A 26624-nucleotide genomic window follows, 5' to 3' on the forward strand; every position below is an offset into this window, starting at 1 on the left:
ATGACCTTGCAGTACCCAACCATCGCCGATTGCGTCGGCAATACGCCTCTGGTTCGCCTGCAGCGTATCGCAGGCGAGACTACCAACACCCTCCTGCTCAAGCTCGAAGGCAACAATCCGGCAGGTTCCGTGAAGGACCGCCCGGCCCTGTCGATGATCACCCGTGCCGAACTGCGCGGCCAGATCAAGCCGGGCGACACCCTGATCGAAGCCACCTCCGGCAACACCGGCATCGCCCTGGCCATGGCAGCGGCGATCAAGGGCTACAAGATGATCCTGATCATGCCCGACAACTCCACTGCCGAGCGCAAGGCGGCGATGACCGCCTATGGCGCCGAGCTGCTGCTGGTCAGCAAAGAGGAGGGCATGGAGGGCGCGCGCGACCTGGCCGACAAACTGCAGGCCGAAGGCCGCGGCTTGGTGCTCGACCAGTTTGCCAACGGCGACAACCCGGTCGCCCACTACACCAGCACAGGCCCGGAGATCTGGCAGCAGACCCAGGGCAGCATCACCCACTTCATCAGCTCCATGGGCACCACCGGCACCATCATGGGCTGCTCGCAGTACCTCAAGGAGCAGAACCCGGCGGTGCAGATCGTCGGCCTGCAGCCGATGGAAGGCTCGGCCATCCCTGGCATCCGTCGCTGGCCCGAGGAGTACCTGCCGAAGATCTTCGACGCCAGCCGTGTCGACCGCGTGGTCGATATGTCCCAGGAAGAAGCCGAGCAGACCACCCGCCGTCTGGCCCGTGAAGAAGGCATTTTCTGTGGTGTGTCTTCCGGTGGTGCGGTAGCAGCCATGCTGCGCCTGTCCCGCGAGGTCGAGAATGCGGTCATGGTGGCGATCATCTGCGACCGTGGCGACCGCTACCTGTCCACCGGCCTGTTTGACGCAACCTGATGTCCAGAAAGAAAAGCAGCGGCGGCCTGCGGTTCCAACCGGCCGGCGGCAACCGTGCGCCCCAGGTGCCGGTCGGCAAGAAACAACGCCTGGACATCGAACGTCTGGCCGGTGACGGCCGAGGCATCGCTTTCCTGGAAGGGCGTACCTGGTTCGTCAGCGGTGCCCTGGCAGGGGAGGCTGTCGAAGCCCGGGTGCTCGGTGCGCGCGGCAAGGTGGTCGAGGCACGCCTGGAGCGGGTGCTGCAGGCCAGCCCTGAACGGCGCGAAGCCCCTTGCCGGTATTACGCCCGCTGCGGTGGTTGCAACCTTCAGCACCAGCCCCATGAGGAGCAGTTGGCGCTCAAGCAGCGCCTGTTGGCCGAGCAGCTGCAGCGCGTGGCGGGGATACAGCCTGAGCAGTGGGCCGCACCGTTGGTGGGCCCTGAGTTCGGCTATCGGCGACGCGCGCGGGTGGCGGTGCGGTGGGACCCCAAGGCACGCCGGCTGGACGTAGGTTTTCGCGCCGAGGCCAGCCAGGACATCGTCGCCATCGATGAGTGCCTGGTTCTGGTACAGCCCTTGCAAACGATTTTTCGCCAGTTGCCGGACGTGTTGCGCAGCTTGGGCAAACCCCAAGCGCTGGGGCATGTCGAGTTGTTCAGCGGTACGGCCGAGGCGGTGCTGGTGCGTCATGTCGCGTCGCTGCCGGCAGACGACCTGGCGCGTCTGGAGGCCTTCTGCGAAGCCGTCGGCGCCCAGCTGTGGCTGCAGGGCGAAGGCGAGCCGGCGCCGGTACGGGCAGGCCAGGCGCTGGGCTTTGTCCTCGAGCCTTGGGGGCTGGAGCTTGCCTGGCGGCCAGGGGACTTCGTGCAGGTCAACGCCCAGGTCAACACGGCGATGATCGAGCAGGCCCTGGCCTGGCTCGCGCCGCAACCTGAGGAGCGGGTGCTGGACCTGTTCTGCGGCCTGGGCAACTTCGCCCTGCCGTTGGCCCGGCAGGCCCGTGAAGTGGTGGCGGTGGAAGGTGTCCAGGCCATGGTCGAGCGGGCGGCGGCCAACGCCGGGGACAACAAAGTGCATAATGCACGCTTTTTTCAGGCCGATTTATCGCAGCCTTTGGATGGCGCCGGATGGGCCGCCGAGGGCTTTTCTGCGGTACTCTTGGATCCACCGCGCGACGGTGCTTTCGAGGTGGTGCAAAACATCGCACGCCTCAAGGCCAAGCGGTTGGTCTATGTGTCCTGCAACCCGGCCACGCTGGCGCGAGACGCCCAGGTGCTGGTAGGGCAGGGGTACCGGTTAACAAGGGCCGGGATTCTCGACATGTTTCCTCAGACGGCACATGTCGAGGCCATGGCGTTATTCGAAGCGGGCTAGCCAGGCTGGCCCCTTGGTGCGGTGTCCAGGGAATGGGCGTCGTACGGTGATTGCCAGCGCATCCGTGGGGTGCGCTGTATGGAAAGGTAAAAGAAAGATGGTACAGGTGAGAGTGCACCAGCCGGTCAATACCGACGGCAGTATCAATCTCGAAGCATGGCTGGATCATGTGGTGAGCGTCGACTCGGCGCTGGACCGCAAGGCGCTCAAGGAGGCCTGCGATTTTGCCCAGGAAGTCGAGAAGAAGGGCAACCCGGCCAAGCATTCCTGGGCCGATGGCACGTCCAGCTTCCAGGCGGGCCTGGAGATCGCTGAAATCCTCGCGGACCTCAAGCTCGACCAGGACTCCCTCGTGGCGGCCGTGATCTATCGCTCGGTGCGCGAAGGCAAAGTGACCCTGGCCGAGGTCGGCCAGCGGTTCGGCCCGGTGGTCTCCAAGCTGATCGACGGTGTGCTGCGCATGGCGGCCATCAGCGCCAGCCTCAGCCCGCGCCAGTCATTGGTGCTTGGCTCCCAGGCCCAGGTGGAGAACCTGCGCAAGATGTTGGTGGCCATGGTCGACGACGTGCGCGTCGCCCTGATCAAGCTGGCCGAACGTACCTGCGCCATCCGTGCGGTCAAGGCCGCCGATGACGAAAAACGCCTGCGCGTGGCGCGCGAAGTGTTCGACATCTATGCACCGCTCGCCCACCGTCTGGGCATCGGTCACATCAAGTGGGAGCTGGAGGACTTGTCCTTCCGCTACCTCGAACCCGATCAGTACAAGCAGATCGCCAAGCTCTTGCACGAGCGTCGCCTCGACCGCGAGCGCTTCATCACCGACGTGATGAACCAACTGCAGAACGAGCTGCTGGCCACGGGCGTCAACGCCGACATCAGCGGCCGGGCGAAGCACATCTATTCCATCTGGCGCAAAATGCAGCGCAAGGGCCTGGAGTTCAGCCAGATCTACGACGTGCGTGCGGTGCGCGTACTGGTACCGGAGATCCGCGACTGCTACACCGCGCTCGGTATCGTCCATACCCTCTGGCGGCACATCCCCAAGGAGTTCGACGACTACATCGCCAACCCCAAGGAAAACGGCTACCGCTCGTTGCACACCGCGGTGATCGGCCCGGAGGGCAAGGTGCTCGAGGTGCAGATCCGCACCCACGCCATGCACGAGGAAGCCGAGCTGGGCGTCTGCGCCCACTGGCGCTACAAGGGCACCGACGTCAAGTCCAGCTCCAACCACTACGAAGAGAAGATCTCCTGGCTGCGCCAGGTACTCGAGTGGCACGAGGAACTGGGCGACATCGGCGGCCTGGCCGAGCAACTGCGGGTCGATATCGAGCCGGACCGGGTCTATGTGTTCACCCCGGACGGCCATGCCATCGACCTGCCCAAGGGCGCCACGCCGCTGGACTTTGCCTACCGCGTGCACACCGAGATCGGCCACAACTGCCGGGGCGCCAAGATCAACGGCCGCATCGTGCCGCTGAACTACAGCCTGCAGACCGGCGAGCAGGTGGAAATCATCACCAGCAAGCACGGCAGCCCGAGTCGTGACTGGCTGAACTCCAACCTGGGTTATGTCACTACATCCCGGGCCCGGGCCAAGATCGTCCATTGGTTCAAGCTGCAGGCCCGCGACCAGAACGTCGCCGCCGGCAAGACCTTGCTCGAGCGTGAGCTGAGCCGCCTGGGCCTGCCTCAGGTCGACTTCGAGCGCCTGGCCGAGAAGGCCAACGTCAAGACCGCCGAGGACATGTTCGCCGCCCTGGGCGCTGGCGACCTGCGCCTGGCCCACATGGTCAATGCCGCCCAGCAGCTGCTCGAGCCCGAGCGCAACGAGCAGATCGAACTGATCCCGCGCAAGGCCAGCGGCACCCGTTCCGGCAAGCGTGGCGACATCCAGATCCAGGGCGTCGGCAACCTGCTCACGCAGATGGCCGGCTGCTGCCAGCCGCTGCCGGGCGACGCCATCGTCGGCTATATCACCCAGGGCCGTGGCGTGAGCATCCACCGCCAGGACTGCGCCTCGGTGCTGCAGCTGGCCGGCAAGGAGCCGGAGCGGATGATCCAGGTCAGCTGGGGGCCGATCCCGGTGCAGACCTATCCCGTCGACATCATCATCCGTGCCTACGACCGCCCGGGGCTGCTGCGCGACGTGTCGCAGGTACTGCTCAACGAGAAGATCAACGTGCTGGCGGTCAATACCCGCTCGAACAAGGAAGACAACACCGCCTTGATGTCGCTGACCATCGAGATCCCCGGTCTGGATGCCCTCGGGCGCCTGCTGGGCCGGATCTCGCAGTTGCCGAACATCATCGAGACGCGGCGTAACCGTACCCCTTGAGACCCCGGGGCCGCTTTGCGGCCCATCGCGGGGCAAGCCCGCTCCCACAGGGGTGCGCTGTACCTGTAGGAGCGGGCTTGCCCCGCGATCGCAGGCGAAGCCTGCGCCGTATGAGAGAACCCGATGTCCTACACCCTCGACGACCTGCTGCACCTCATGGCCCGTCTGCGCGATCCGCAACACGGCTGCCCCTGGGACCTGAAGCAGAACTACGCGAGCATCGTCCCGCACACCCTCGAAGAGGCCTACGAAGTCGCCGACACCATCGAGCGTGGCGACTTCGAACACCTCCAAGGCGAGTTGGGCGACCTGCTGTTCCAGGTGGTCTACTACAGCCAGCTGGCCCGGGAAGAAGGCCGCTTCGCCTTCGATGGCGTGGTCGATAGCATCACCCGCAAGCTGGTCCGCCGGCATCCACATGTCTTCCCCACCGGGGACCTGTACGCGCCACTGGATACGCCCAGCCTGAGCGAGGCCCAGGTCAAGTCGCGCTGGGAAGAGATCAAGGCCCAGGAGCGTGCCGAGAAGAGCGAGCCCGAGCAGTTGTCGCTGCTCGATGACGTGCCGGCGGCGTTGCCGGCCCTGTCGCGCGCGGCCAAGCTGCAAAAACGCGCGGCCACCGTCGGCTTCGACTGGCCTGACGCCTTGCCAGTGCTGGACAAGGTCCGTGAAGAACTGGATGAAGTGCTGCAGGCCATGGCCGACGGCGATGACGATGCCCTCGAGGATGAAATCGGCGACCTGCTGTTCGCCACCGTCAACCTCGCCCGGCACCTCAAGCACGACCCGGAAAATGCCCTGCGCCGGGCCAACCGCAAGTTCGAGCGACGTTTCCGCTTCATCGAACAGGCATTGCGCGACAGTGGCCGCCCGATCGAAGATTGTACTCTTGATGAGCTGGACGCCCTGTGGGGCGAAGCCAAGCGTCAGGAAAAGAACCTGCCCAGCTGCGGCTGAGCTGTTGCATAAGTGAGTGAATACATGAGCCTTTCCCTTCGCGACCAATTGCTCAAGGCCGGTCTGGTCAACCAGAAACAGGTCAAGCAGGTCAACAAAGCCGAGAAGAAACAGAAACGTCTGGAGCACAAAGGGCAGGTCGAAGTCGACGACACCCAGCAGCGCCAGGCCAAGGAAGCCATGGCCGAGAAGGCCAGGAAAGACCAGGAGCTGAACCGCCAACTGCAGGAAAAGGCCGAGCAGAAGGCCCGTGCCGCGCAGATCAAGCAGTTGATCGAGGCAACCCGGCTGCCCAAGCTCAACACCGAGGACTACTACAACTTCGTCGATGACAAGAAGGTCAAGCGCATCGCCGTCAATGCCCTGATGCGCACCAAGCTCAGCAATGGTGCTCTGGCGATCGTCTCCTTCGGCGGCGGTTACGAGGTGATCCCGCGCGAAGCCGCAGTGAAGATCCAGGAACGTGACCCGCATCGTATCCTGCTGCTCAACACCCATGTCGAGGAAGCGGACGAGGACGATCCGTACGCCGCCTACAAGATTCCAGACGACCTCATGTGGTAATTGGCCCGCTCCTACAGGACTCGCACGGTCCTTGTAGGAGCGGCCTTGTGCCGCGAAAGGGCCGCGAAGCGGCCCCTCTATGCTCTGAGGTCACTGCGTAGTGCGCTGGTTCTCCAGGCATTCCAGCTCGCTGCGATATTGCTGGGCCTCCTGTTCGGAGTGGAACATGCCCACCAGTTCGCCTTGCTGGTGCACGTCCCAGATCCGCAGGCCATGGGCCTGGCTTTCGTGGGACATTTTCGATTCGTCGCGTTCGGTTACTTGGACTGTCATCGGTAAACTCCACTTTCGATTGGCTGCGGCAACGTGTCGCAGGTCTCTTTTATAGAGTTTGTTAGCAGGCTAAGTAAATTAAAACGACGATGAAACAAGTTTCATCCTGGGCTGCCTACTCGCGGAACAAGCCCATAGGCCTACAGCGGCAAAATCTGTGGGAGCGGGCTTGTCCCGCGATAGGGCCGGCCCAGGCAGCGACAAATCCCAGGCAAAAAGAAGCCCCGCATCAAGCGGGGCTCTCGGGTATTGCAGGCAATGGTGGTCAGTTGCCCTTCACCGATTTGCCATCGACCGTACCGTCCTGCAGCACGATCACATATTCCTTGCCATCGGTCTCGACCTGGCGCAGTTGCACCAGCAGGTAGTCCCAGTCCTTGGCGAACCACAGCTCGGTGATGCGCTTGCTCTGGCTCGGATCGCGCACGCGCTCGACCTTCACGGCATCGACCTGGCCGGTCTTGGTGGTGACTTTCTCGGTGCCGAGCACGCGGAAGTCATAGGTGTCGATCTCGTCACCATCGACCACCTGGTAGGTCATGCTCTTCTTGCCGGCGGCCACATCATGCTGCAGGGCCAGCTGATAAGAGGATTTGTCCAGCACACCACGGTTGAGCGGCAGGCTGACGGCATCGCCACGGTCGGAGCCGGTGACTTTCTTGCTGTTCCAGTCGAAGGTCAGGTCGACCTTCTTCGCCTTGCCCAGGCCGCCACGTTCGAAGTGGTACTTCTGCGGCAGCAGGGTGTCGTTGTCCAGGCGCAGGGTGCTTTGTTCGGTCAGGCTGGCGATCATCATGGAAGCCTTGAAATTAAGGTCCCAGGTACCGTTGGCATTCTTCACCAGGCTGCGCTCGGCGGTGCCACTCATGGGCAGCTGCTTCCAGTCGGCGGTGTAGCTGGCCGAGAAAGGCTTCAGATCAGCTGCCTGGAGCGGCAGGGCGAGTACAGCGAGAGCCAAGAGCAGGGCGCGACGCATAAATTCTCCTAGGGTCGAATCAAATGACCGCTGGCCGCCAAGGGCTGGCCATCCAGTAATGCACCCTGTTCGCCCAGACGCAAGCGTCCTTCGGCGAACCAGCGCACCGCCAGCGGGTAGATCTGGTGTTCCTGGCGATGAACACGCTGGGCCAGGCTGTCGGGTGTATCGCCTGGCTCAACCGGTACCACTGCCTGTACGACCAAGGGGCCGCCATCGAGTTCCTCGGTGACGAAGTGTACGCTGCAACCATGCTCCGCGTCGCCCGCTTCCAGTGCCCGCTGGTGGGTGTGCAGCCCTTTGTACTTGGGCAGCAGCGACGGGTGGATGTTGAGCAGACGGCCCTGGTAGTGGCGGACGAACCCGCCGCTCAGGATGCGCATGAAGCCGGCGAGCACCACCAGGTCCGGCTCGAAGCCGTCGATCAGCGCCATCAGCGCAGTATCGAAGGCTTCGCGGCCCTCGAAGTCGCCGTGCGCGAGCACAGCGGTTTCGATGCCGGCCGCCTGGGCGCGTTGCAGGCCGTAGGCGTCGGCGCGATTGGAAATCACGCCGCGAATGCGTACGGGGCTAGCGTCGCCACGGTTGGCGTCGATCAGTGCTTGCAGGTTGCTGCCGGAACCCGACAGCAGTACCACGACATTACAGGTCTTGCTTGGCATCAGTGCGCCTTGAGGTTCTGCAGCTCGACCTGGGCGGCACCGGCCGGCGCCTCGGCGATCTGGCCGATGACCCATGGCTGCTCTCCAGCGTCACGCAGCACGCGCAGGGCAGTGTCGACCTTGTCTTGCGCCACGCAGATGACCATGCCGACGCCGCAGTTCAGGACGCGATGCATCTCGTGCTCGTCGACGTTGCCTTTTTCCTGCAGGAAGTCGAACACCGCCGGACGCTGCCAGCTGGCCACGTCGATCACGGCCTGGGCATTGGCCGGCAGCACGCGTGGGATGTTGTCCAGCAGGCCGCCGCCGGTGATGTGGGCCATGGCCTTGACCGCACCGGTGTCCTTGATCAGTTTGAGCAGCGGCTTGACATAGATACGGGTCGGCGCCATCAGCAGGTCGGCCAGTGGCTTGCCGTCGAGCTGGGTGTTCTCGATGTCGGTGCCGGATACTTCGAGGATCTTGCGGATCAGCGAGTAACCGTTGGAGTGCGGGCCGGAGGACGGCAGGGCAATCAAGGCATCGCCGGTGGCGACCTTGGAGCCGTCGATGATCTCGGCCTTTTCCACTACGCCGACGCAGAAGCCGGCCAGATCGTAGTCTTCGCCCTCGTACATGCCTGGCATTTCGGCGGTTTCACCACCGACCAGGGAGCAGCCGGCCAGCTCGCAGCCGGCGCCGATTCCGGTGACCACGGTGGCGGCTACATCGACGTTGAGCTTGCCGGTGGCATAGTAGTCGAGGAAGAACAGCGGCTCGGCACCGCAGACCACTAGGTCGTTGACGCACATGGCGACCAGGTCCTGGCCGATGCTGTCGTGCTTGTTCAGGTTCAGCGCCAGGCGCAGCTTGGTGCCCACGCCATCGGTGCCGGAGACCAGAACCGGCTGCTTGTAGCCGGCCGGGATCTCGCAGAGGGCGCCGAAGCCGCCCAGGCCACCCATGACTTCAGGGCGTGCGGTGCGCTTGGCCACGCCCTTGATGCGTTCGACCAGTGCTTCGCCGGCGTCGATGTCTACACCGGCGTCCTTGTAGCTCAGGGAGGGTTGCTTGCTCATTGATCCAGGCCTTTAGGAGGGAGGGATTCGGGAAAACGACCGCGACGGCCAAGGCCGGCTCGAAGGGCGGCGGCTGCCTGTACGTCACTGGTCTGCGAAGGCGCGCGATTTTATCAGGGTTGCCGGGCAGCGGCCATCCTCAGGCCGACGGGCAGGGCGTGAATCTGGCAAAAAACATCCTTTCACAGGCTGCGACTGGTTGCCGGGGCGGTGCCTGTATAAGGTAATAGGAATGGCGGTGGGACGAATCGGCTGGCACGGCGGAGCGTTTTGCGCCGTGCCGGGGTCACAACGGCAGGTCGGGGCCCGGCGCCCCTTGGTCATCTGGACAGGAATCCTCCATGCGTTTTCTCAATCACCTGGCGGTCGCTTGCCTGGTCGTGGGCAGTGCCGTTGCACAGGCCGAAACCGTCTCCGGGCTCTACCAAGTCCGTGAGCCTATCGACGGGCAGGGCAGCGAAGCCCGCGCCCAGGCCACCGGCAGAGCCCTGGACACCCTGGTACTGCGTCTGACCGGCGACCCCAAGGCGGCCCAGAGCCCAGGCCTTGCGGCGTTGCACAAAGATCCACAGCAAATCATCAACCAGGTCGGCACCGAGGCGGGCCCGCCCGAAACCCTGGTGGTGGAGTTCGACCCTGGCAGTACCGAGCGCGCCCTACGCCAGGCCGGGCTGGCCCTGTGGGGCAGCAACCGGCCATCGATCCTCGGCTGGTGGCTGAACGACAGCGTCGAGGGCAGCAACCTGGTGGGGGACGGGCAGTCGGCCGCCGGGCCGTTGCGCCGTGCCGCCCAGCATCGCGGCCTGCCGCTGCGCTTGCCGCTGGGCGACCTGCAGGAACAATTGGTGGCTGACGCCAAGCAACTGGAGGGCAACGACCCGGCGCCCTTGCGCGAAGCGTCCGAACGCTACAATGCCGATGCCATGCTGGCGGTGCATGCCCAGGAAGCGGACGGCAAGTGGCGGGGTAAATGGCAGCTGTGGCTGGGCGACCAGCGCGAGCAGGGGAGCGTCGAGGCCGCCGACCAGGCAGCCTTGGCCGATGCGGTGATGCTGGCGGTCAGCAGTCGGCTGGCCCCCCGCTACGTCACCCGCCCGGGGGCCAGCAGCCAGTTGCAGATCCAGGTGCAGAGCATGAACCTGCAGCGCTATGCCGAGCTCGGCCGCGTGCTCGAGCCTTACGGCCCACGCCTGCGCCAGGCCGAAGGCGACACCCTGACCTACAGCGTCACCGGCAACCGCGAACAACTGCGCGCCCAGTTGGGTCTGGCCAAGCTCCAGGAGCTGCCGCCCGAGCAGGCGCCTGCGCCGCTGCCCGATGCCGTTGCGGCGCCGCAGCCACCGGGCACGCCCCAGCCGGCTGCGCCCAAGCCGTTCGACGGCCTGCGCTTTCGCTGGTAGGGAGTGCAACGCATGATCGATATGCGCCGTTGGGCGTGGCTGGGTGTGGCGTTGCTGGTCGCCGTGCTCCTCTATTGCCTGCATAACATCCTGTCGCCGTTCCTGGTCGGCATCCTGCTCGCCTACCTGGCCGACCCGCTGGTCGATCGCCTGGAGCGCCTGGGGCTGTCTCGGACCTGGGGCGTGGTGGTGGTGTTCAGTCTGTTCGCCCTGCTGTTCCTTGCCTTGCTGCTGGTGTTGGTGCCGATGTTGGCCAAGCAGTTGGTGCGCTTGTACGAACTGGCACCGCAGATGCTCGACTGGCTGCAGCATGTGGCCCTGCCTTGGGTGCAGGGCCGGCTGGGCCTGGCCGATGGCTTCTGGAGATTCGACAAGATCAAGGCCGCCATTGGTGCGCACATGGGCCAGACCACCGATATTGTCGGCGTGGTGGTGTCCCAGGCCACGGCGTCGGGGCTGGCCTTGCTCGCCTGGCTGGCCAACCTGGTGCTGATCCCGGTGGTGGGGTTCTACTTGCTGCGCGATTGGGACGTGATGATGGCCAAGCTGCGCAGCCTGCTGCCTCGCCAGCGCGAAGCGCAGGTCATGGGCCTGGCGGGGGAGTGCCATGAGGTGCTGGGGGCGTTCGTTCGCGGCCAGCTGCTGGTGATGCTGGCGCTTGGCTTGATCTACGCCGGCGGCCTGATGCTGGTGGGCCTGGAGCTGGGGTTACTGATCGGCCTGTTGGCCGGGCTTGCGGCCATCGTGCCGTACATGGGGTTCATCATCGGTATCGGCGCGGCATTGGTCGCGGGCCTGTTCCAGTTCGGCGGCGACCCCTACGCGATGCTCGGCATCGTCGCAGTGTTCATGGTCGGTCAGGCGCTCGAAGGCATGGTGCTGACGCCGCTGTTGGTAGGCGACCGTATCGGCCTGCACCCGGTTGCGGTGATCTTCGCGATCCTGGCCGGTGGCGAGCTGTTCGGCTTCACCGGCGTGCTGCTGGCCTTGCCGGTGGCGGCGGTGATCATGGTATTGCTGCGGCATGTGCATGACCTTTACAAGGAGTCGGACATGTACGCCGGGGATATCGACCCGAAGCTTTAGCAGGGCAGGGGCCGCGTCGCGGCCCTTATAGGCGCGGGCTTGCCGCGCGATCAAGGGCGAAGCCCTTGTCATGCAACCGTGCCGGCAAGGCCAAAATGTCATGCAACCCATTGATTTTACTTGCCCTATTACCCTCACAGATTGTGCCGTCCGCGTTGCGGGTATAGACTTTGCACACTGTTCACCAAAGGCCCCCTGTGGTCCTCGCGACCGCCAGCCAGCATGAAACCGATCCAGTTGCCCCTGGGTGTGCGTCTGCGCGATGACGCCACCTTCATCAACTACTATCCGGGCGCCAATGCCGCGGCATTGGGTTACGTCGAACGGCTTTGCGAAGCCGACGCCGGCTGGACCGAGAGCCTCATCTATCTATGGGGCAAGCAGGGTGTTGGTCGTACGCACCTGCTCCAGGCCGCGACCCACCGTTTCCAGCAATTGGGCGAACCGGCTGTCTACCTCCCCCTGGCACAATTGCTCGACCGTGGCGTGACGTTGCTCGATTACCTGGAGCAATACGAACTGGTGTGCATCGACGATCTGCACGTGATCGCCGGCAAGGCCGATTGGGAAGAGGCCATGTTCCACTTGTTCAACCGCTTGCGTGACAGTGGCCGGCGCCTGTTGCTGGCAGCGTCCAGCTCACCGCGCGAGCTGCCGATCAAGTTGCCCGACCTCAAGTCGCGCTTGACCCTGGCGTTGATCTTCCAGATGCGCGGCCTGTCCGACGAAGACAAGCTGCGCGCCTTGCAGTTGCGGGCCTCGCGCCGCGGCCTGCACCTGACCGACGAAGTCGGCCATTTCATCCTCACCCGTGGCGCTCGAAGCATGAGTGCGCTGTTCGATCTGCTCGAGCGTCTCGACCAGGCTTCTCTCCAGGCGCAACGCAAGCTGACCATCCCGTTCCTCAAGGAAACCCTGGGTTGGTAGCACCCTGAAAACAGCGCCCCAGAGCCTGAAAACAGAAAAGTCACATTTTTTTCGATAAAATTTGCAAATGGCCATGATAGAGGGCATAGTTTCCCCCTTCTAAAGGATTACAGACACGGTCGTGCCCATGCTGACGCGCTTCGCACCCCTCGTGCCATTTGCACTCGTGACCCTGCTTTTTGGCTGCGCCTCCCAAGGCCCTGTTTCCCAGCCACAGGATCAACAATCGCTCGCCGCGCATACCGCCGAGCTGATCAAGCCATCTGCCTCTTCCGTTTTCGGTGAAGAGCCGGTGGCCACTGAAGACGACCTGGAAGCCTTTTCCAGCAACAGCAAGCCCTATGAGCTGCCGGCCCTGGCCGACAGTATCCTGGAGCGTGGCATGTCGCTGATCGGCACCCGTTACCGTTATGGCGGTACCTCGGAGAAGTCCGGTTTCGACTGCAGTGGTTTCATTGGCTACCTGTTCCGTGAGGAAGCAGGCGTGAAACTGCCGCGTTCGACCCGCGAGATGATCAACGTCGACGCGCCAAAGGTTGCCCGCAACAAGCTCAAGCCAGGCGACCTGCTGTTCTTCAGCACCAACGGCCGCGGCCGAGTGAGCCACGCCGGCATCTACCTGGGTGACAACCAGTTCATCCACTCCAGCAGCCGCCGTAGCGGTGGTGTGCGCATCGACAACCTGGGCGATCGCTACTGGAGCAAGACCTTCATCGAGGCCAAGCGCGCCTTGGCCATGGCGCCGACCACGATCTCGCGCAACTGATATCAAAATGCTGTACCCTGCCGCGGCGGCGATGCTGAAAAAGCTTGCCGCCGTGCGCATTTATAGAAAGCGTCTAATCTAATTCCTCAACTCTTTTGGCTTCGGCTGCGGCCGGACGGTTCCAGACAGGATGTTCTGACCATGGCGATGTTGGCGCGCTTCGCATTCCTTTCCCTGGCGGCATTGCTCGCGGCCTGCTCGAGCCGGGCCCCGGTACCTGCACCGGTGGCCAAGCCGACGGTAACGTTCAACCTGCAACCTGCTTTTTCCCCCGTGGCGGAGGATGTATTGTTCCGCGCCATCGGTTTGGTGGGCACGCCATACCGCTGGGGTGGCAATACGCCGGACTCGGGGTTCGATTGCAGTGGGTTGATCGGTTATGTGTACCGGGATGCGGCGGGGATCAAGCTGCCGCGGTCGACGCGTGAAATGATCGTGATGCGGGCGCCTAATGTCGACATCAATGCGTTGCAATCGGGTGACCTGGTGTTCTTCGCCACCGGTGGCGGCTCGCAGGTCAGCCACGCGGGGATCTACGTGGGAGAGGGGCGGTTCGTGCATGCACCTTCCAGCGGCGGGACGGTGCGGTTGGATTATCTATCCAACAGCTATTGGGCGCGGGCGTACCTGCAGGCCAAGCGAGTGTTGACGGCGGGGCATTTGGCGCAGAATCCTTGAGGGCTGGCGTTGTTTATCCAACGGTAATGACCTCAGATTTGTGAGGCAGCTGTACAGCCCATCGCCGGCAAGCCGGCTCCCACAGGGCTTTCGCAAGTCTTGAGAGCGGCGCAACCTCGGTGGGAGCTGGCGACAGCCTGCGATGGGCTGCAAAGCAGCCCCAAGCTCTCAAACGCTGGAGCCCCTCCATGAAGCAAGCGGAGCCTGGGCCGTATTTGCACGGCTGAGACGTGCCCAAGCCCTCAAGACCCTCGACTGACCCGCCAAACCACATCCCCCACATCATCCGCCACCAAAACCCCGCCACGCCCATCATTGATCACGCCCACAGGCCGCCCCATCGCCTTGCCCTTGCTGTCGACGAACCCCGTCAACACATCCACCGGCTTTCCGGCAGGCCTCCCCTCATCACTGAACGGCACGAAAATCACCTTGTACCCACTGTGCGGCTTGCGATTCCAAGAGCCATGCTGCCCTACGAACGCCCCCTGTTCGAACGGCGCCGGTAACACCCCCGGCTGGGCGAACTCAAGCCCAAGCGACGCCGTGTGTGGCCCCACCGCATAATCCGGCACGATCGCCTGCGCGACTTTCGCCGGGTCCTGCGGCTCGACCCGCAAGTCCACATGTTGGCCGTAGTAGCTGTACGGCCAGCCATAGAACCCGCCATCCTTCACCGAGGTGATGTAGTCCGGCACCAGGTCGCTACCGATCTCGTCACGCTCGTTGACCGCTGTCCACAACACCCCTGTGCGCGGCTCCCAGGCCAACCCGTTGGGGTTGCGCAGGCCTGAGGCGAAGATCCGATGTTCGCCATCGGCCGGGTCAACCTCCCAGATCGCTGCCCGACCCTGTTCCTTGTCCAGCCCGTTCTCGCCCACGTTGCTGTTGGAGCCGACCGTGACATACAGCTTCTTGCCGTCGCGGCTGGCGATCACGTTCTTGGTCCAATGGTGATTCAACGGGCCGCCAGGCAGGTCCACCACCTTGCGGCCTTCCTGGCGCAGTTGCATGGCGCCCGGCTCATAATGAAAGCGCAGCAGCCGGTCGGTATCGGCGACATACAGGTCCTTGCCCACCAACGCCATACCGAACGGTGAGTTGAGCCCTTCGATGAAGGTCGTACGGATCTCCGCAACGCCATCATGATCGGCATCGCGCAGCAGAGTGATGCGATTGGCGCTGGGCACACCAGCGCCAGCGCGCTCCATGACCTTGCGCATCACCCAGCCGCGAATCCCCTTGCCATCCTCGGGCTTGGGCGGGGCGTTGGTCTCTGCCACCAGTACATCGCCGTTGGGCAGCACATAGAGCCAGCGCGGGTGGTCCAGGTTTCTGGCGAAGGCGACCACCTGCGTACCGGTAGCCGATTTGGGTTTGGCACCCTCTGGCCAGCCGATGGCGGGCGCGATGTTCACGGTAGGGAGCAGCGTCTTTCGTGGCTCCGGCAATTGTGGTGAAGGGCCACTGCCGGCGCTGATATCCAGGCGAGCGGACTCGCCGCAGGCGCCCAGGCTGAAGAACAGGGCCAGCAGTATCGAAGTTCGCATCCTGTCCATGCTCGGAATCCTCAACGGAGCTTGTGAAAATTGAGAGTCGGATGCGTCCGAGTAGGTTCATTCGCAGCATGCCGAGACCTATCTACCACCGGCTGAACGGGGCATTGACAACCCTGGTGGGCTCCAGACCACCACGGACCTTACCCCATGCATGACATCCAACAGGCGTTACTGCACAACCTCGAAGTGCTCGGCACCGGACGTGCGCTGGCACAGCTGGCTGACGATTTCCTGGACCACTTTCCCGACCCCTGTCGACTCGCCCGGCGCCACGCCGACAAGATCCTGCGGCGCCATACCGGCAAGGTATGGAACCCGGACCAGGTCTGGTGGCACCAATTCACCGATGCAGCCTCAAGCAGCCGGAGCTACACGGGCTGGGCGCACTACCAACGCCCTATCAAGACCAGGCGTTTCACTGAACTGATGATCGAGCGCTTCGATGTCGGCTTTCAGGACGCCACGGACGAGCTGGACTTGTACGGCGGTTTCTACTCCCAGGGACCGCATGCGCAGCGGTTCGACGAGCGCAACGAGGTGCCCATGCTGGCACGGGATGTCCAGAAGGACTTTTGGAATCTGGACTTCGCCCAGGTCGTGCGTGACGAAGTAGAGACGTTCTGGAAAGTGCGCACCGACGATTTCCGGGTATTGGCCAAGATCACCCTGTTGGCCCAATGCAAGGAGGCCGAGCGGGCCGGAAGACTCACGGCACAGGATGCCAGGCAGGTTCGTGCACTCGTTTCGAGCGTTCTTGCATCTGCCGAGCGAGCCCCGACGCTCGAGCTGCTGCGCAAGGCGGCAGGGGAAGGGGAGATGCACATCAATGTCTATCGCCCGAGTGTAGGGAGGGCCTGCCTGTACATCCTGCGCCCGACCAGCGGGCGCGTATGGCTGTACATGCCTTACGACGATCAGGCCTTGCGAGCGTTTGCCTCGGAGCAGGCCATGACGCACTGGTTGCGTGGTTGGGCCACCACTACCGAGGGCATGCAGCGACTCAGGGCAGCGGTGGTTGCCGATGAGCATTTGAGCGATGGCCATGAAGCGGCCGAGGACGCCCTGCGACAGCTCGCCGATAGCTCCAGCGATGCCGCAGCCTTGAAGTTGCTCCAGCGATACAGCACGCCGGGCAGCGGCAACCTGTTCAGTCAGCTGGTGGAGGATGCCAGGAGCGACATGCGCCACAACGCCAAGCTGATGGTCGACAACCAGCGATTACGCAAGGCCATGCTCACCGGTTATCTCGCAGCCTTTATCAAGGTTGGCGCCTTGCTGGTGCCGTTGTCGACCGGCATCAGCCTGGCACTGCTGGCGGCATCGGTGACCAAGGTCTGGTTGGAGGTGGATGCGGCTGCCCATGCGCGCAGCCGCCAGGCCCGGCAAGATGCGCTGCGCGGGGCGATCATCGATTCGATCTTCGCCGCGTTGAACATGATCGAACTCGGCTTCGGTGCCAGCCATGCCACCTTGAACTACCGCGCACCATTCCATGAAACGCAGGCATCGCTGGCCGACTGGCAGCCGGTTGCCCATCCCCAAGGCTTGCTCGAGGCCCGGGAAGCGAAAGAAACCCTGGATGGCCTGCAGCAAGGCCGCCAGGCGTTACGCGGTATCCGCCTGGATAGCAAAGGTGAATGCTGGATCGATCTGCAGGGTCGGCCCTATCGCGTGCGCTACAGCACTGAACTGAAAACCTGGCTTATCGTGCCGCCTGACAACCCATTCGCCTTCGGGCCGATACGCCCCGTGCGGCTGAACGATGTAGGCGAATGGGAACTGCTGGGCCCGCCGCGTCTGGCAGGTGGGGTACCGGGAGATGGGCTCGCCCCACAACCCTCCGCCTTTTGGGATGAATACATGCTCACCGATGAGCAGCGCAGCGAGGTCTTGTCCGATGCCGCGCTGGCACGTCAGACCAGCCTGCTCGAGCAGAGCGACATCCCTGAACTTGCAAGCGACGCCGAACCATTGGTCGATGAGGAGGGGTTCGACTATGTCGACGAGCATGGCGCATGCACCTATACCTACAAGCACGATGGACGTTTCAGGAATCACCTGATCGATCTCTACACCATGGATGACGGTATCAATGACTATCTGCGCCAGGGGGTACGGAATTTCAACTATGCGGATGAAGTCAGCTATCTGGACAAGCTCGCCGACGCCCTGGAAAGATTGCCGGTCGATGCCGAAGTCCCCCTGTATCGGGGGGGATGCGGTGAGCGCGGTACCAGTGGCATTCACTTTCGCAGCGGGCGTTTCAAAAAAGGTGACATCCTGGTCAATACCGACCTGACGTCTTTCACCGAAAATCCCTACATCATCCGTAAATTCTCAGCCGATACGAACAAGGTTTCGCCTCAAGGCCTGGAGGGTGTCTTCGATGATACCTCCGTGGTGTTCGAGCTACCGGCCGGACGCTACCACAGCGGCAGGCCGATCGCGCCGTTCTCGTCGCATTATGATGAAGCCGAGACCCTTTTCCTGCCGGGAGCGTATTTCCAGATCGATGAAATCAGTGAAATCACCGGCGTGGACTTCCGCTTCGTCAATGTCAGGATCAAACAGGTAGGCAAGCCTCGAAGCGGTCCGGTGTACGATCTGCGCAGCGGTGAGCCGTTCGACAGAGGTGCCTATGTAGAGCGTCTGGGGGCGCCTCATCTGGTAGATCGGTTCTTTGCGCCTTGAGTAAAGTGTCGGGAGCCTCGCTTCATTTGACGCTCCCGATCCAACCCTCTAACCTTCGCGACGTGTTTCAGGTGCCCTGCCAGCTAACGCTGGGCAGGGTGAAACTGGGAAGCCGGTGGGCGCCAGCAAAGGCGCGATTCCGGCGCTGCCCCCGCAACGGTAGGTGAGTCAAAAGCCGCGCAGGGCCACTGGGGACATGCCCCGGGAAGGCGCGCGGTACAGGGGTCCAAGGCCCCGCTCACGAGCCCGGAGACCGGCCTGTCACTGCCAACGGCATCACGGAGGGTGATGCGCGGTGCACCGTGGCGCGTCTGCCACGGCTCCTGCGCGTTCTCCGGCTGCCTGCCTATCGACCTGTCGTCGCCCCATGCGCGGCGACAGCCTGCGGAGAACCCTGATGAGCGATTCCACCGAGCGCGACGAACGTCACCTGGCGCGCATGCAGCGCAAGAAGGCGATCATCGACGAACGTATCGCCAATGCCCCCAACGAATGTGGCCTGCTGCTGGTGCTCACCGGCAACGGCAAGGGCAAGAGCAGCTCGGCCTTCGGCATGCTCGCCCGTGCCCTGGGCCACGGCATGCAGTGTGGCGTGGTGCAGTTCATCAAGGGCCGCAACAGCACCGGCGAAGAGCTGTTCTTCCGCCGCTTCCCCGAACAGGTGCGCTACCACGTGATGGGCGAGGGCTTTACCTGGGAAACCCAGGATCGCCAGCGCGACATCGCCGCCGCCGAAGCCGCCTGGGCGGTTTCGCGCCAGATGTTGCAGGACCCTTCGGTGCAGTTCGTGGTGCTCGATGAACTGAACATCGCCCTCAAGCACGGTTATCTTGACCTCGACCAGGTACTGGCCGACATCCAGGCGCGCCCGCCGATGCAGCATGTGATCGTCACCGGCCGTGCCGCCAAGCCGGAGATGATCGAGCTGGCCGACACCGTCACCGAGATGGGTGTGGTCAAGCATGCCTTCCAGGCCGGAATCCGCGCCCAGAAGGGCGTGGAGCTATGAACCAGGTCCGGCACTGCCCGGCGGTGCTGATCGCGGCACCGGCGTCCGGCCAAGGCAAGACCACGGTCACCGCCGCCCTGGCGCGCCTGCACCGCAACCTGGGCCGCAAGGTCCGGGTCTTCAAGTGCGGGCCGGACTTTCTCGACCCGATGATCCTCGAACGCGCCAGCGGCGCACCTGTGTACCAGCTCGACCTGTGGATGATCGGCGCCGAGGAAAGCCGGCGCCTGCTCTGGGAGGCGGCGGGTGAGGCCGACCTGATCCTGATCGAAGGGGTCATGGGGTTGTTCGATGGCACCCCGTCGAGCGCTGACCTGGCACGTCATTTCGGCGTGCCGGTGCTGGCGGTGATCGATGGCACCGCCATGGCCCAGACCTTCGGCGCCCTGGCCCTGGGCCTGGCGCGCTACCAGCCCGACCTGCCCTTTGCCGGGGTGCTGGCCAACCGGGTCGGCAGCCTGCGCCACGCACAATTGCTCGAAGGCAGCCTGACCGAGGGCCTGCGTTGGTACGGCGGTTTATCCCGCGAGCGCGGCATCGAGCTGCCCAGCCGCCACCTGGGGCTGGTCCAGGCCAGCGAACTCAACGACCTGGACATGCGCCTGGATGCTGCCGCCGATGCCCTGGGTGCCAGTTGTGACGCCGCCTTGCCGCCACCGGTGGCGTTCGACGCGCCTGTGCCTGCGGCCAGCGCCGCGACCTTGGCCGGCGTGCGTATTGGCGTCGCCCGGGACGAAGCCTTCGCCTTCACCTATGGGGCCAACCTCGACCTGCTGCGCCGATTGGGGGCGCAACTGCTGTTCTTCTCACCGGTACATGACCTTGAGCTGCCGCCGGTCGACAGCCTCTACCTGCCCGGCGGCTACCCGGAGCTGCACCACCGCACCCTGGCCGGCAACGCACCGATGCTGGAGGCGATCCGCGCCCACCACGCCCAGGGCAAACCTTTGTTGGCCGAATGCGGCGGCATGCTCTACCTGCTCGACGCCCTGACCGACGTGGCCGGCGAGCGGGCTGAGCTGCTCGGCCTGCTGCCGGGCGAGGCGGTGATGCAAAAGCGCCTGGCAGCCCTGGCCCTGCAAGCGGTGGAGCTGCCCGAAGGCACCTTGCGTGGCCATACCTACCATCATTCCCTGACCACGACCGCGCTCGAGCCGATCGCGCGTGGGCAAAGCCCCAACGGCGGGCGTGGCAACGAGGCGGTGTATCGCATCGGCCGCCTGACTGCGTCCTACGTGCACTTCTATTTCCCCTCCAACCCCGACGCGGCGGCGGCGCTGCTGCGACCATGAGCGAGCATGCCTTCTCCGATGCCGAGCGCGCTGCGGTCTATCGCGCCATCGGCGAGCGCCGCGACATGCGCCATTTCGCCGGCGGCGAGGTGGCTCCGGAGCTGCTCGCCCGCCTGCTGGCCGCGGCCCACCAGGCCCCCAGCGTCGGCCTGATGCAGCCGTGGCGCTTCATTCGTATCAGCGAACGCGCGCTGCGTGCGCGTATCCAGGCGCTGGTGGAGCAGGAGCGTGAGCGTACCGCCCAGGCCCTGGGTCAGCGCTCCGATGAATTCATGAAGCTCAAGGTCGAAGGCATCCAGGACTGTGCCGAAGTGCTGGTGGCCGCGCTGATGGACCACCGCGAAGCCCACGTCTTCGGCCGGCGGACCTTGCCGGAAATGGACCTGGCGTCCCTGGCCTGCGCCATCCAGAACCTGTGGCTGGCGGCCCGCGCGGAAGGCCTGGGCATGGGCTGGGTGTCGTTGTTCGACCCCCAGGCCCTGGGCGAGCTGCTGGGTATGCCGGCCGGGGCCAAGGCGGTAGCGGTGCTATGCCTGGGCCCGGTGGTGGAGTTCTACCCGGCACCGATGCTGGTGCTGGAGCAATGGGCGCAGGAGCGACCCTTGAGCGAAATGCTCTACGAGAACCAATGGGGAGAACGCCGATGAGCGTGGCCTTGCTGACCGTGGCCGGCGTGGCCCTGGATGCCTTGCTGGGCGAACCGAGGCGGCGTCACCCGTTGGTGGCCTTCGGCAACTTCGCTTCGCGCCTGGAACAGCGCCTCAATGCGGGCGGGCGGGGCTGGCGCAGCCATGGCGTCAGCGCCTGGTTCCTGGCCGTGGTGCCGCTGACGTTGCTGGTGCTGATCCTCTCCTGGCTGCCGGGTATCGGCTGGCTGGTGGATGTGCTGGCGCTGTATTGTGCCCTGGGTCTGCGCAGCCTGGGCGAGCATGTGCTGCCTGTAGCCGAGGCCTTGCGCCGCGGTGACCTGGGCGAGGCACGCCGGCGCGTGGGTTACCTGGTCAGCCGCGAAACCCGCGAGCTGGACGAGCCCGCCGTGGCTCGCGCGGCCACCGAATCAGTGCTGGAAAACGGCAGCGACGCGGTGTTCGCCGCCTTGTTCTGGTTCGTCGTGGCCGGCGCTCCCGGGGTGGTGCTGTACCGTCTGAGCAATACCCTCGATGCCATGTGGGGCTATCGTAACGAACGGTTCGAGCGCTTCGGCTGGGCCGCGGCGCGTATCGACGATGGGCTCAATTATCTGCCTGCCCGATTGGTGGCACTGACCTACGCGCTGCTGGGCAAGACCCGCCTGGCCTTGGCCTGCTGGCGCAACCAGGCACCGCTGTGGGACAGCCCCAACGCAGGCCCGGTGATGGCCGCCGGTGCCGGCGCCTTGGGCGTAGAGCTGGGTGGCCCGGCGGTGTACCACGGCGAGCTGCACGAGCGCCCGCGCCTGGGCGAGGGGCCCATGGCTGATGCCGACGCCATCGAGCGTGGCTGGAGCCTGGTCCAGCGGGGCGTGTGGCTATGGCTGTTGTTGATGTGCCTGGGAGCCTACTGGAATGCTTGAACACGGTGGTCGCCTGCTGCGCGCAGTGCGCCGATACGGCATCGCCCGTGAAGATTGGCTCGATCTGTCCAGTGGCATCGCGCCCTGGCCCTATGCGATACCACCGATTCCGCTGGACGCCTGGGCGCGCCTGCCGGAATCCGAGGACGGCCTGGAGCAGGCCGCGCGCGCCTATTACGGCGCGGCCGAACTGTTACCGGTCGCTGGCTCCCAGGCCGCGATCCAGGCCTTGCCCTGCCTGCGCCCGGCAGGGCGGGTCGGTGTGCTCTGGCCGTGCTACGCCGAGCATCCCCATGCCTGGCGACGAGCAGGGCATTCATTGGTCGAACTGGACGAAGGGCAGGTCGAGCAGATGCTCGACAGCCTGGATGTGCTGGTGTTGGTCAACCCCAACAACCCCACGGGGCGGCGCATCGAGCGCGAGCGCCTGCTCGACTGGCATTCCCGCCTGGCGCGGCGTGGCGGATGGCTGGTGGTCGACGAAGCCTTCATGGACAACACGCCTGCCCACAGTGTGGTCGGATGCGCCACGCGCCCCGGGCTGGTCGTGCTGCGCTCGTTCGGCAAGTTTTTCGGCCTGGCCGGCGTGCGCCTGGGCTTCGTGATGGCCGAGCAGGCACTGTTGCAGCGCCTGGCCGAGCTGCTCGGGCCCTGGACCATCAGCGGGCCCACCCGGGTGCTGGGGCAGGCCTGTTTCAGCGATGGCGCGGCCCATGCGCTGCAGATCGCCCGCTGCGCACAGGCCAGCCAGCGCCTGGCTGCACTGCTGGCCGATGCGGGCCTTGTGCCCGTGGGCGGCTGCGACCTGTTCCAGTACGTGCGCACCGAGCGGGCCGCGCACCTGCAGGATTTCCTCGCCCGCCGCGGCATCCTGGTGCGCCTGTTCGAGCAGCCAGCGGCCGTGCGCCTGGGCCTGCCTGCCAACGCTGCGGATGAGCAGCGCCTGCACCAGGCCCTGGCCGACTACCAGAAGGAATCGGCATGACCACGCTCATGGTGCAAGGCACCACCTCCGATGCAGGCAAAAGTACGCTGGTCACCGCCCTGTGCCGCTGGCTGTTGCGCCAGGGGATCGGCGTGGTGCCGTTCAAGCCGCAGAACATGGCGCTCAACAGCGCGGTGACCGCCGACGGCGGCGAGATCGGCCGCGCCCAGGCGGTACAGGCCCAGGCCTGCCGGCTGGCGCCGCATACCGACATGAACCCGGTGCTGCTCAAGCCCAACAGCGACACCGGGGCCCAGGTGATCGTCCATGGCCGTGCAGTGACCTGCATGAATGCGGTGGCCTACCACGACTACAAAGCCATCGCCATGCAGGCCGTGCTGGCCTCCCACCAGCGCCTGAGCGCCGTCTACCCGGTCGTGATGGTCGAGGGCGCGGGCTCGCCGGCGGAGATCAACCTGCGCGCCGGCGATATCGCCAACATGGGCTTCGCCGAGGCTGTGGACTGCCCGGTGATCCTGGTAGCTGACATCAACCGCGGCGGGGTCTTCGCTCACCTGGTCGGCACCCTCGAATTGCTGTCGCCGAGCGAGCAGGCCAGGGTGAAGGGCTTCGTCATCAACCGTTTCCGCGGCGATATCGCCTTGCTGCAACCGGGCCTTGACTGGCTGGAGCAACGTACCGGCAAACCCGTGCTGGGGGTGCTGCCCTACATCACCGACCTGCATCTGGAAGCCGAGGACGCCATCGATGTGCGCCAGTCCACCCAGCAAGGGCGCCTGCTCAAGGTGATCGTGCCGGTGCTGCCGCGCATCAGCAATCACACGGATTTCGACCCGTTGCGTCTGCACCCGCAGGTCGATCTGCAGTTCATCGGCCCCGGGCAGCCGATTCCACCGGCTGACCTGATCATCCTGCCGGGTTCCAAGAGCGTGCGCGGCGACCTGGCGCAACTGCGCGAGCGTGGCTGGGACGCTGCCATCGCACGTCACCTGCGCTACGGCGGCAAGCTGATCGGCATCTGCGGTGGCCTGCAGATGCTCGGCCAGCAGGTGCATGACCCGCTCGGCCTGGAAGGCGCCGCCGGCTCCAGCCCCGGGCTCGGGCTGCTGGACTACGCCACCGTGCTGGAGGCCGAAAAACAGTTGCGTAATGTCTGCGGCACCTTGGGCCTGGAGCAGGCCACGGTCAGTGGCTATGAGATCCACGCCGGCGTCACCCGTGGCCCGGCGCTGGAATACCCGGCGGTTCAGCTGACCGATGGCCGCTGCGATGGCGCAATCAGTGCCGATGGCCAGATCCTCGCCACCTACCTGCATGGCCTGTTCGAAGGCAGCCACTCGTGCGCCGCGCTGCTGCGCTGGGCTGGGTTGGAAGACGCCCAGGCCATCGACTACGAAGCCCTGCGCGAACGGGATATCGAACGCCTGGCCGACTTGGTGGAACGCCACCTGGACACCACGCGCCTGCGTGAACTGTGTGGAGTCGCCTGAGATGCGCAACCTGATCCTCGGCGGTGCCCGCTCCGGCAAGAGCCGCCTGGCCGAACAGCTGGCCGTGGCCAGCGGCCTGCCGGTCACCTATATCGCCACCAGCCAGCCGCTCGATGGCGAGATGAACGAACGTGTGCAGTTGCATCGCCAGCGCCGACCCAGCGAATGGGGGCTGGTCGAGGAACCCCTGGCCCTGGCCTCGGTGCTGCGTGCGCAGGCGGATACTGAGCGTTGCCTGCTGGTGGATTGCCTGACCCTGTGGCTGACCAACCTGTTGATGCTCGAAGACGACCAGCGCCTGGCCCATGAGCGCGATGCACTGCTCGACTGCCTGCAAACGCTGCCCGGCACCCTCATCCTGGTCAGCAACGAAACCGGCCTGGGCGTCGTGCCCATGGGCGAGCTGACCCGCCGCTATGTCGACCTGGCCGGCTGGCTGCACCAGGCCGTGGCCGAGCGCTGCGAGCGCGTGGTGCTGACGGTCGCCGGCCTTCCCCTCATGCTCAAAGGACCCGCCCTATGAACCAACCCTGGTGGAGCGCCCCCTGCCAACCGTTCGATACCGCCGCCATGGAGCAGGCCCGTGCCCGCCAGCGACAGTTGACCAAGCCTGCGGGCTCGCTTGGCCAGCTGGAAGGCCTGGCCGTGCACTTGGCCGGCTTGCAGGGCTGCGAGCGGCCATCCCTCGAGCAAGTCTGCATCGCGATCTTCGCGGGTGATCATGGTCTGGTGGAGGAGGGGGTTTCGGCCTATCCCCAAGCCGTGACGGGGCAGATGCTGCACAACTTCGTCGGCGGGGGCGCGGCGATCAGCGTGCTGGCGCGCGAGCTGGGGGCCAGCCTGGAGGTGGTCGACCTGGGCACCATCGATCTTGGCCTGGCGCTGCCAGGTGTTCATCACCTGCGCCTGGGCGCCGGTACAGCCAACTTTGCCCGTCAGCCGGCAATGACCGACGCACAGTTGCAGGCTGCTCTCGGTGCCGGGCGTGACAGCGCCCTGCGGGCAGCCGGGCAAGGTGCCCGGTTGTTCATCGGTGGCGAAATGGGCATCGGCAATACCACCGCCGCCGCAGCGGTGGCCAGTACCCTGCTTGGCTGCCAGGCCCGTGAGCTGAGTGGCCCGGGCACCGGCCTGGACCCGGTCGGCGTGCGTCACAAGGCCGAGGTGATCGAGCGTGCCCTGGTGTTGCACGGGCTGCGTGCCGACGACCCGCTGCAGGCGTTGGGCTGTGTCGGCGGCTTCGAGATCGCCGCCCTGGCAGGGGCCTACCTGGCATGCGCACAGCAGGGGGTGGCCGTGCTCGTGGATGGTTTCATCTGCAGCGTCGCTGCCCTGGTGGCTGTGCGTCTGAACCCGCAATGCCGTCCCTGGCTGCTGTTCGCCCACCAAGGCGCGGAGCCGGGCCACCGGGCGGTGCTCGAAGCCCTGGAGGCGAGCCCGCTGCTGGCCCTGGGCCTGCGCCTGGGCGAAGGCAGCGGTGCCGCGTTGGCGGTCCCGTTGATGCGCCTGGCCTGCGCCCTGCACGGGCAGATGGCGACCTTTGCCGAGGCCGCGGTGGCGGATCGCCCGGCATGATCATCGACCTGCTGCGCCACGGCGAGACCGAACAGGGTGGCGGCCTGCGCGGCAGCCTGGACGATGACCTGACCGAGCGCGGCTGGGCACAGATGCATGCGGCGGTGGCCCAGGCCGGCCCTTGGGATGCCCTGGTCAGCTCGCCATTGCGCCGCTGTGCCCGGTTCGCCGAGCAGCTCGGTGCCCGGCTGGCCTTGCCGGTGCAGTGCGAGGCAGGTGTCCGTGAGCTGCATTTCGGCGACTGGGAAGGGCGCAGCGCCGCGCAGATCATGCAGGACCAGGCCGATGCGCTGGGCCGCTTCTGGGCCGACCCCTATGCCTTCACACCGCCCAACGGCGAGCCGGTGGGCGCGTTTGCCGAGCGGGTGTTGGCGACCATGGAGAACCTTGGTCGCCAGCATGCCGGCAAGCGCGTGCTGCTGATCACCCATGGTGGCGTGATGCGCCTGCTGCTGGCACAGGCCCGAGGCTTGCCGCGCGAGCATTTGTTGCAGGTGGAGGTCGGGCACGGGGCGCTGGTGCGCCTTGTCCTGGCGGCCGATGGCCAGCTGCGCGAGGAGGCCTGAC

The 26624-nt window shown here is 65.1% G+C and carries 25 protein-coding genes and 1 riboswitch; of the genes, 20 read left to right on the plus strand and 5 right to left on the minus strand.

Translation table 11 applies throughout. The annotated features are described in order from the left end of the window. The 5 genes from cysM to AC1MHZ_RS17875 all read left to right on the plus strand — a co-directional run bounded on the left by cysM (position 1) and on the right by AC1MHZ_RS17875 (position 6117). A complete protein-coding gene (gene cysM / locus AC1MHZ_RS17855; RefSeq protein ID WP_084858704.1) occupies positions 1–900 on the plus strand; it encodes a cysteine synthase CysM in 900 nt (299 codons plus the stop codon). Further along, a complete protein-coding gene (gene rlmD / locus AC1MHZ_RS17860; RefSeq protein ID WP_084858690.1) occupies positions 900–2258 on the plus strand; it encodes a 23S rRNA (uracil(1939)-C(5))-methyltransferase RlmD in 1359 nt (452 codons plus the stop codon). The genes cysM and rlmD overlap by 1 nt, the downstream gene beginning before the upstream one ends. A gap of 97 nt (positions 2259–2355) precedes the next feature. Further along, positions 2356–4596, plus strand: coding sequence for a GTP diphosphokinase (gene relA, locus AC1MHZ_RS17865; protein WP_084858691.1), 2241 nt, complete (start codon positions 2356–2358; stop codon positions 4594–4596). 123 nt (positions 4597–4719) lie between these two features. Continuing rightward, positions 4720–5553 (plus strand): nucleoside triphosphate pyrophosphohydrolase, encoded by an 834-nt coding sequence (gene mazG, locus AC1MHZ_RS17870; RefSeq protein WP_084858692.1) that lies wholly within the window; start codon positions 4720–4722, stop codon positions 5551–5553. A 24-nt stretch (positions 5554–5577) separates the two neighbouring features. Beyond that, the gene (locus AC1MHZ_RS17875; RefSeq protein WP_084858693.1) at positions 5578–6117 is read left to right on the plus strand and encodes a DUF2058 domain-containing protein; all 540 of its coding nucleotides are present in this window, start codon (positions 5578–5580) and stop codon (positions 6115–6117) included. A gap of 90 nt (positions 6118–6207) precedes the next feature. Here AC1MHZ_RS17875 and AC1MHZ_RS17880 read toward each other — a convergent pair whose 3' ends face one another. The 4 genes from AC1MHZ_RS17880 to purM form a co-directional block, all read right to left on the minus strand. After that, positions 6208–6390 carry a hypothetical protein gene (locus AC1MHZ_RS17880; RefSeq protein ID WP_324818162.1) on the minus strand — a complete coding sequence of 61 codons (183 nt, stop codon included), beginning with the start codon at positions 6388–6390 and terminating at the stop codon, positions 6208–6210. 265 nt (positions 6391–6655) lie between these two features. Then, positions 6656–7366, minus strand: coding sequence for a DUF3108 domain-containing protein (locus AC1MHZ_RS17885; protein ID WP_084858695.1), 711 nt, complete (start codon positions 7364–7366; stop codon positions 6656–6658). Positions 7367–7374: 8 nt separating this feature from the next. Further along, positions 7375–8028 carry a phosphoribosylglycinamide formyltransferase gene (gene purN / locus AC1MHZ_RS17890; protein ID WP_084858696.1) on the minus strand — a complete coding sequence of 218 codons (654 nt, stop codon included), beginning with the start codon at positions 8026–8028 and terminating at the stop codon, positions 7375–7377. Next, the gene (gene purM / locus AC1MHZ_RS17895; protein WP_084858697.1) at positions 8028–9086 is read right to left on the minus strand and encodes a phosphoribosylformylglycinamidine cyclo-ligase; all 1059 of its coding nucleotides are present in this window, start codon (positions 9084–9086) and stop codon (positions 8028–8030) included. The genes purN and purM overlap by 1 nt, the downstream gene beginning before the upstream one ends. A 341-nt stretch (positions 9087–9427) precedes the next feature. On the opposite strand from purM, the gene AC1MHZ_RS17900 reads away from it, so the two are divergent. The 5 genes from AC1MHZ_RS17900 to AC1MHZ_RS17920 all read left to right on the plus strand — a co-directional run bounded on the left by AC1MHZ_RS17900 (position 9428) and on the right by AC1MHZ_RS17920 (position 13943). Next, positions 9428–10486, plus strand: coding sequence for a DUF2066 domain-containing protein (locus AC1MHZ_RS17900; protein WP_084858698.1), 1059 nt, complete (start codon positions 9428–9430; stop codon positions 10484–10486). Between the two features lie 12 nt (positions 10487–10498). Continuing rightward, a complete protein-coding gene (locus tag AC1MHZ_RS17905; protein WP_084858699.1) occupies positions 10499–11572 on the plus strand; it encodes an AI-2E family transporter in 1074 nt (357 codons plus the stop codon). Between the two features lie 222 nt (positions 11573–11794). Further along, positions 11795–12499 (plus strand): DnaA regulatory inactivator Hda, encoded by a 705-nt coding sequence (gene hda / locus AC1MHZ_RS17910; RefSeq protein WP_084858700.1) that lies wholly within the window; start codon positions 11795–11797, stop codon positions 12497–12499. Between the two features lie 127 nt (positions 12500–12626). Then, positions 12627–13265, plus strand: coding sequence for a C40 family peptidase (locus AC1MHZ_RS17915; protein ID WP_482966740.1), 639 nt, complete (start codon positions 12627–12629; stop codon positions 13263–13265). Between the two features lie 141 nt (positions 13266–13406). Continuing rightward, the gene (locus AC1MHZ_RS17920; protein ID WP_482966741.1) at positions 13407–13943 is read left to right on the plus strand and encodes a C40 family peptidase; all 537 of its coding nucleotides are present in this window, start codon (positions 13407–13409) and stop codon (positions 13941–13943) included. Between the two features lie 242 nt (positions 13944–14185). Here the strand turns inward: AC1MHZ_RS17920 and AC1MHZ_RS17925 are convergent, their stop codons facing one another. Next, positions 14186–15493, minus strand: coding sequence for a PQQ-dependent sugar dehydrogenase (locus AC1MHZ_RS17925; RefSeq protein ID WP_418889828.1), 1308 nt, complete (start codon positions 15491–15493; stop codon positions 14186–14188). Between the two features lie 156 nt (positions 15494–15649). Between AC1MHZ_RS17925 and AC1MHZ_RS17930 the strand changes: the two genes are divergently transcribed. From AC1MHZ_RS17930 to cobC, 10 genes are all read left to right on the plus strand, one after another. Beyond that, positions 15650–18193 (plus strand): dermonecrotic toxin domain-containing protein, encoded by a 2544-nt coding sequence (locus AC1MHZ_RS17930; RefSeq protein WP_482966742.1) that lies wholly within the window; start codon positions 15650–15652, stop codon positions 18191–18193. 52 nt (positions 18194–18245) lie between these two features. After that, positions 18246–18469, plus strand: a riboswitch (cobalamin riboswitch). 121 nt (positions 18470–18590) lie between these two features. Further along, positions 18591–19202: a cob(I)yrinic acid a,c-diamide adenosyltransferase gene (gene cobO / locus AC1MHZ_RS17935; protein WP_084858796.1), complete on the plus strand. Its 612-nt coding sequence runs from the start codon at positions 18591–18593 to the stop codon at positions 19200–19202. Next, entirely contained in the window at positions 19199–20494 is a 1296-nt protein-coding gene (locus AC1MHZ_RS17940) for a cobyrinic acid a,c-diamide synthase CobB (protein WP_084858797.1), read from the plus strand. The genes cobO and AC1MHZ_RS17940 overlap by 4 nt, the downstream gene beginning before the upstream one ends. After that, positions 20491–21141 (plus strand): 5,6-dimethylbenzimidazole synthase, encoded by a 651-nt coding sequence (gene bluB, locus AC1MHZ_RS17945; protein WP_084858798.1) that lies wholly within the window; start codon positions 20491–20493, stop codon positions 21139–21141. The genes AC1MHZ_RS17940 and bluB overlap by 4 nt, the downstream gene beginning before the upstream one ends. Next, a complete protein-coding gene (cbiB, locus tag AC1MHZ_RS17950; RefSeq protein ID WP_084858799.1) occupies positions 21138–22046 on the plus strand; it encodes an adenosylcobinamide-phosphate synthase CbiB in 909 nt (302 codons plus the stop codon). The genes bluB and cbiB overlap by 4 nt, the downstream gene beginning before the upstream one ends. Beyond that, positions 22039–23031 carry a threonine-phosphate decarboxylase CobD gene (gene cobD / locus AC1MHZ_RS17955; RefSeq protein WP_084858800.1) on the plus strand — a complete coding sequence of 331 codons (993 nt, stop codon included), beginning with the start codon at positions 22039–22041 and terminating at the stop codon, positions 23029–23031. Before cbiB ends, cobD begins: the two co-directional genes overlap by 8 nt. Further along, on the plus strand, positions 23028–24482 hold the full coding sequence (locus AC1MHZ_RS17960) for a cobyric acid synthase (RefSeq protein ID WP_084858801.1): 1455 nt from the start codon (positions 23028–23030) through the stop codon (positions 24480–24482). Before cobD ends, AC1MHZ_RS17960 begins: the two co-directional genes overlap by 4 nt. Position 24483: 1 nt before the next feature. Continuing rightward, positions 24484–25005 (plus strand): bifunctional adenosylcobinamide kinase/adenosylcobinamide-phosphate guanylyltransferase, encoded by a 522-nt coding sequence (gene cobU, locus AC1MHZ_RS17965; protein WP_324814973.1) that lies wholly within the window; start codon positions 24484–24486, stop codon positions 25003–25005. Beyond that, complete coding sequence (gene cobT / locus AC1MHZ_RS17970; protein ID WP_482966743.1) at positions 25002–26057, plus strand: nicotinate-nucleotide--dimethylbenzimidazole phosphoribosyltransferase; 1056 nt, start codon at positions 25002–25004, stop codon at positions 26055–26057. Before cobU ends, cobT begins: the two co-directional genes overlap by 4 nt. Next, entirely contained in the window at positions 26054–26623 is a 570-nt protein-coding gene (gene cobC, locus AC1MHZ_RS17975) for an alpha-ribazole phosphatase family protein (RefSeq protein WP_084858804.1), read from the plus strand. The genes cobT and cobC overlap by 4 nt, the downstream gene beginning before the upstream one ends. The last annotated feature ends 1 nt before the right edge of the window (position 26624 follow it).

The sequence above is a fragment of the Pseudomonas sp. FA-1 genome (genome assembly GCF_056856075.1).

Excerpts from the sequence above, each read along its gene's own strand:
- cbiB (WP_084858799.1), top strand. The coding sequence starts at position 21,138 with ATGAGCGTGGCCTTGCTGACCGTGGCCGGCGTGGCCCTGGATGCCTTG.
- relA (WP_084858691.1), top strand. The coding sequence starts at position 2,356 with ATGGTACAGGTGAGAGTGCACCAGCCGGTCAATACCGACGGCAGTATC.
- AC1MHZ_RS17880 (WP_324818162.1), bottom strand. The coding sequence starts at position 6,390 with ATGACAGTCCAAGTAACCGAACGCGACGAATCGAAAATGTCCCACGAA.
- AC1MHZ_RS17925 (WP_418889828.1), bottom strand. The coding sequence starts at position 15,493 with ATGCGAACTTCGATACTGCTGGCCCTGTTCTTCAGCCTGGGCGCCTGC.
- purM (WP_084858697.1), bottom strand. The coding sequence starts at position 9,086 with ATGAGCAAGCAACCCTCCCTGAGCTACAAGGACGCCGGTGTAGACATC.
- AC1MHZ_RS17920 (WP_482966741.1), top strand. The coding sequence starts at position 13,407 with ATGGCGATGTTGGCGCGCTTCGCATTCCTTTCCCTGGCGGCATTGCTC.
- mazG (WP_084858692.1), top strand. The coding sequence starts at position 4,720 with ATGTCCTACACCCTCGACGACCTGCTGCACCTCATGGCCCGTCTGCGC.
- rlmD (WP_084858690.1), top strand. The coding sequence starts at position 900 with ATGTCCAGAAAGAAAAGCAGCGGCGGCCTGCGGTTCCAACCGGCCGGC.
- AC1MHZ_RS17930 (WP_482966742.1), top strand. The coding sequence starts at position 15,650 with ATGCATGACATCCAACAGGCGTTACTGCACAACCTCGAAGTGCTCGGC.
- AC1MHZ_RS17900 (WP_084858698.1), top strand. The coding sequence starts at position 9,428 with ATGCGTTTTCTCAATCACCTGGCGGTCGCTTGCCTGGTCGTGGGCAGT.
- AC1MHZ_RS17940 (WP_084858797.1), top strand. The coding sequence starts at position 19,199 with ATGAACCAGGTCCGGCACTGCCCGGCGGTGCTGATCGCGGCACCGGCG.
- cobU (WP_324814973.1), top strand. The coding sequence starts at position 24,484 with ATGCGCAACCTGATCCTCGGCGGTGCCCGCTCCGGCAAGAGCCGCCTG.
- cobC (WP_084858804.1), top strand. The coding sequence starts at position 26,054 with ATGATCATCGACCTGCTGCGCCACGGCGAGACCGAACAGGGTGGCGGC.
- cobD (WP_084858800.1), top strand. The coding sequence starts at position 22,039 with ATGCTTGAACACGGTGGTCGCCTGCTGCGCGCAGTGCGCCGATACGGC.
- AC1MHZ_RS17960 (WP_084858801.1), top strand. The coding sequence starts at position 23,028 with ATGACCACGCTCATGGTGCAAGGCACCACCTCCGATGCAGGCAAAAGT.
- cobT (WP_482966743.1), top strand. The coding sequence starts at position 25,002 with ATGAACCAACCCTGGTGGAGCGCCCCCTGCCAACCGTTCGATACCGCC.
- hda (WP_084858700.1), top strand. The coding sequence starts at position 11,795 with ATGAAACCGATCCAGTTGCCCCTGGGTGTGCGTCTGCGCGATGACGCC.
- cobO (WP_084858796.1), top strand. The coding sequence starts at position 18,591 with ATGAGCGATTCCACCGAGCGCGACGAACGTCACCTGGCGCGCATGCAG.
- AC1MHZ_RS17885 (WP_084858695.1), bottom strand. The coding sequence starts at position 7,366 with ATGCGTCGCGCCCTGCTCTTGGCTCTCGCTGTACTCGCCCTGCCGCTC.
- AC1MHZ_RS17875 (WP_084858693.1), top strand. The coding sequence starts at position 5,578 with ATGAGCCTTTCCCTTCGCGACCAATTGCTCAAGGCCGGTCTGGTCAAC.
- AC1MHZ_RS17905 (WP_084858699.1), top strand. The coding sequence starts at position 10,499 with ATGATCGATATGCGCCGTTGGGCGTGGCTGGGTGTGGCGTTGCTGGTC.
- bluB (WP_084858798.1), top strand. The coding sequence starts at position 20,491 with ATGAGCGAGCATGCCTTCTCCGATGCCGAGCGCGCTGCGGTCTATCGC.
- AC1MHZ_RS17915 (WP_482966740.1), top strand. The coding sequence starts at position 12,627 with ATGCTGACGCGCTTCGCACCCCTCGTGCCATTTGCACTCGTGACCCTG.
- purN (WP_084858696.1), bottom strand. The coding sequence starts at position 8,028 with ATGCCAAGCAAGACCTGTAATGTCGTGGTACTGCTGTCGGGTTCCGGC.
- cysM (WP_084858704.1), top strand. The coding sequence starts at position 1 with ATGACCTTGCAGTACCCAACCATCGCCGATTGCGTCGGCAATACGCCT.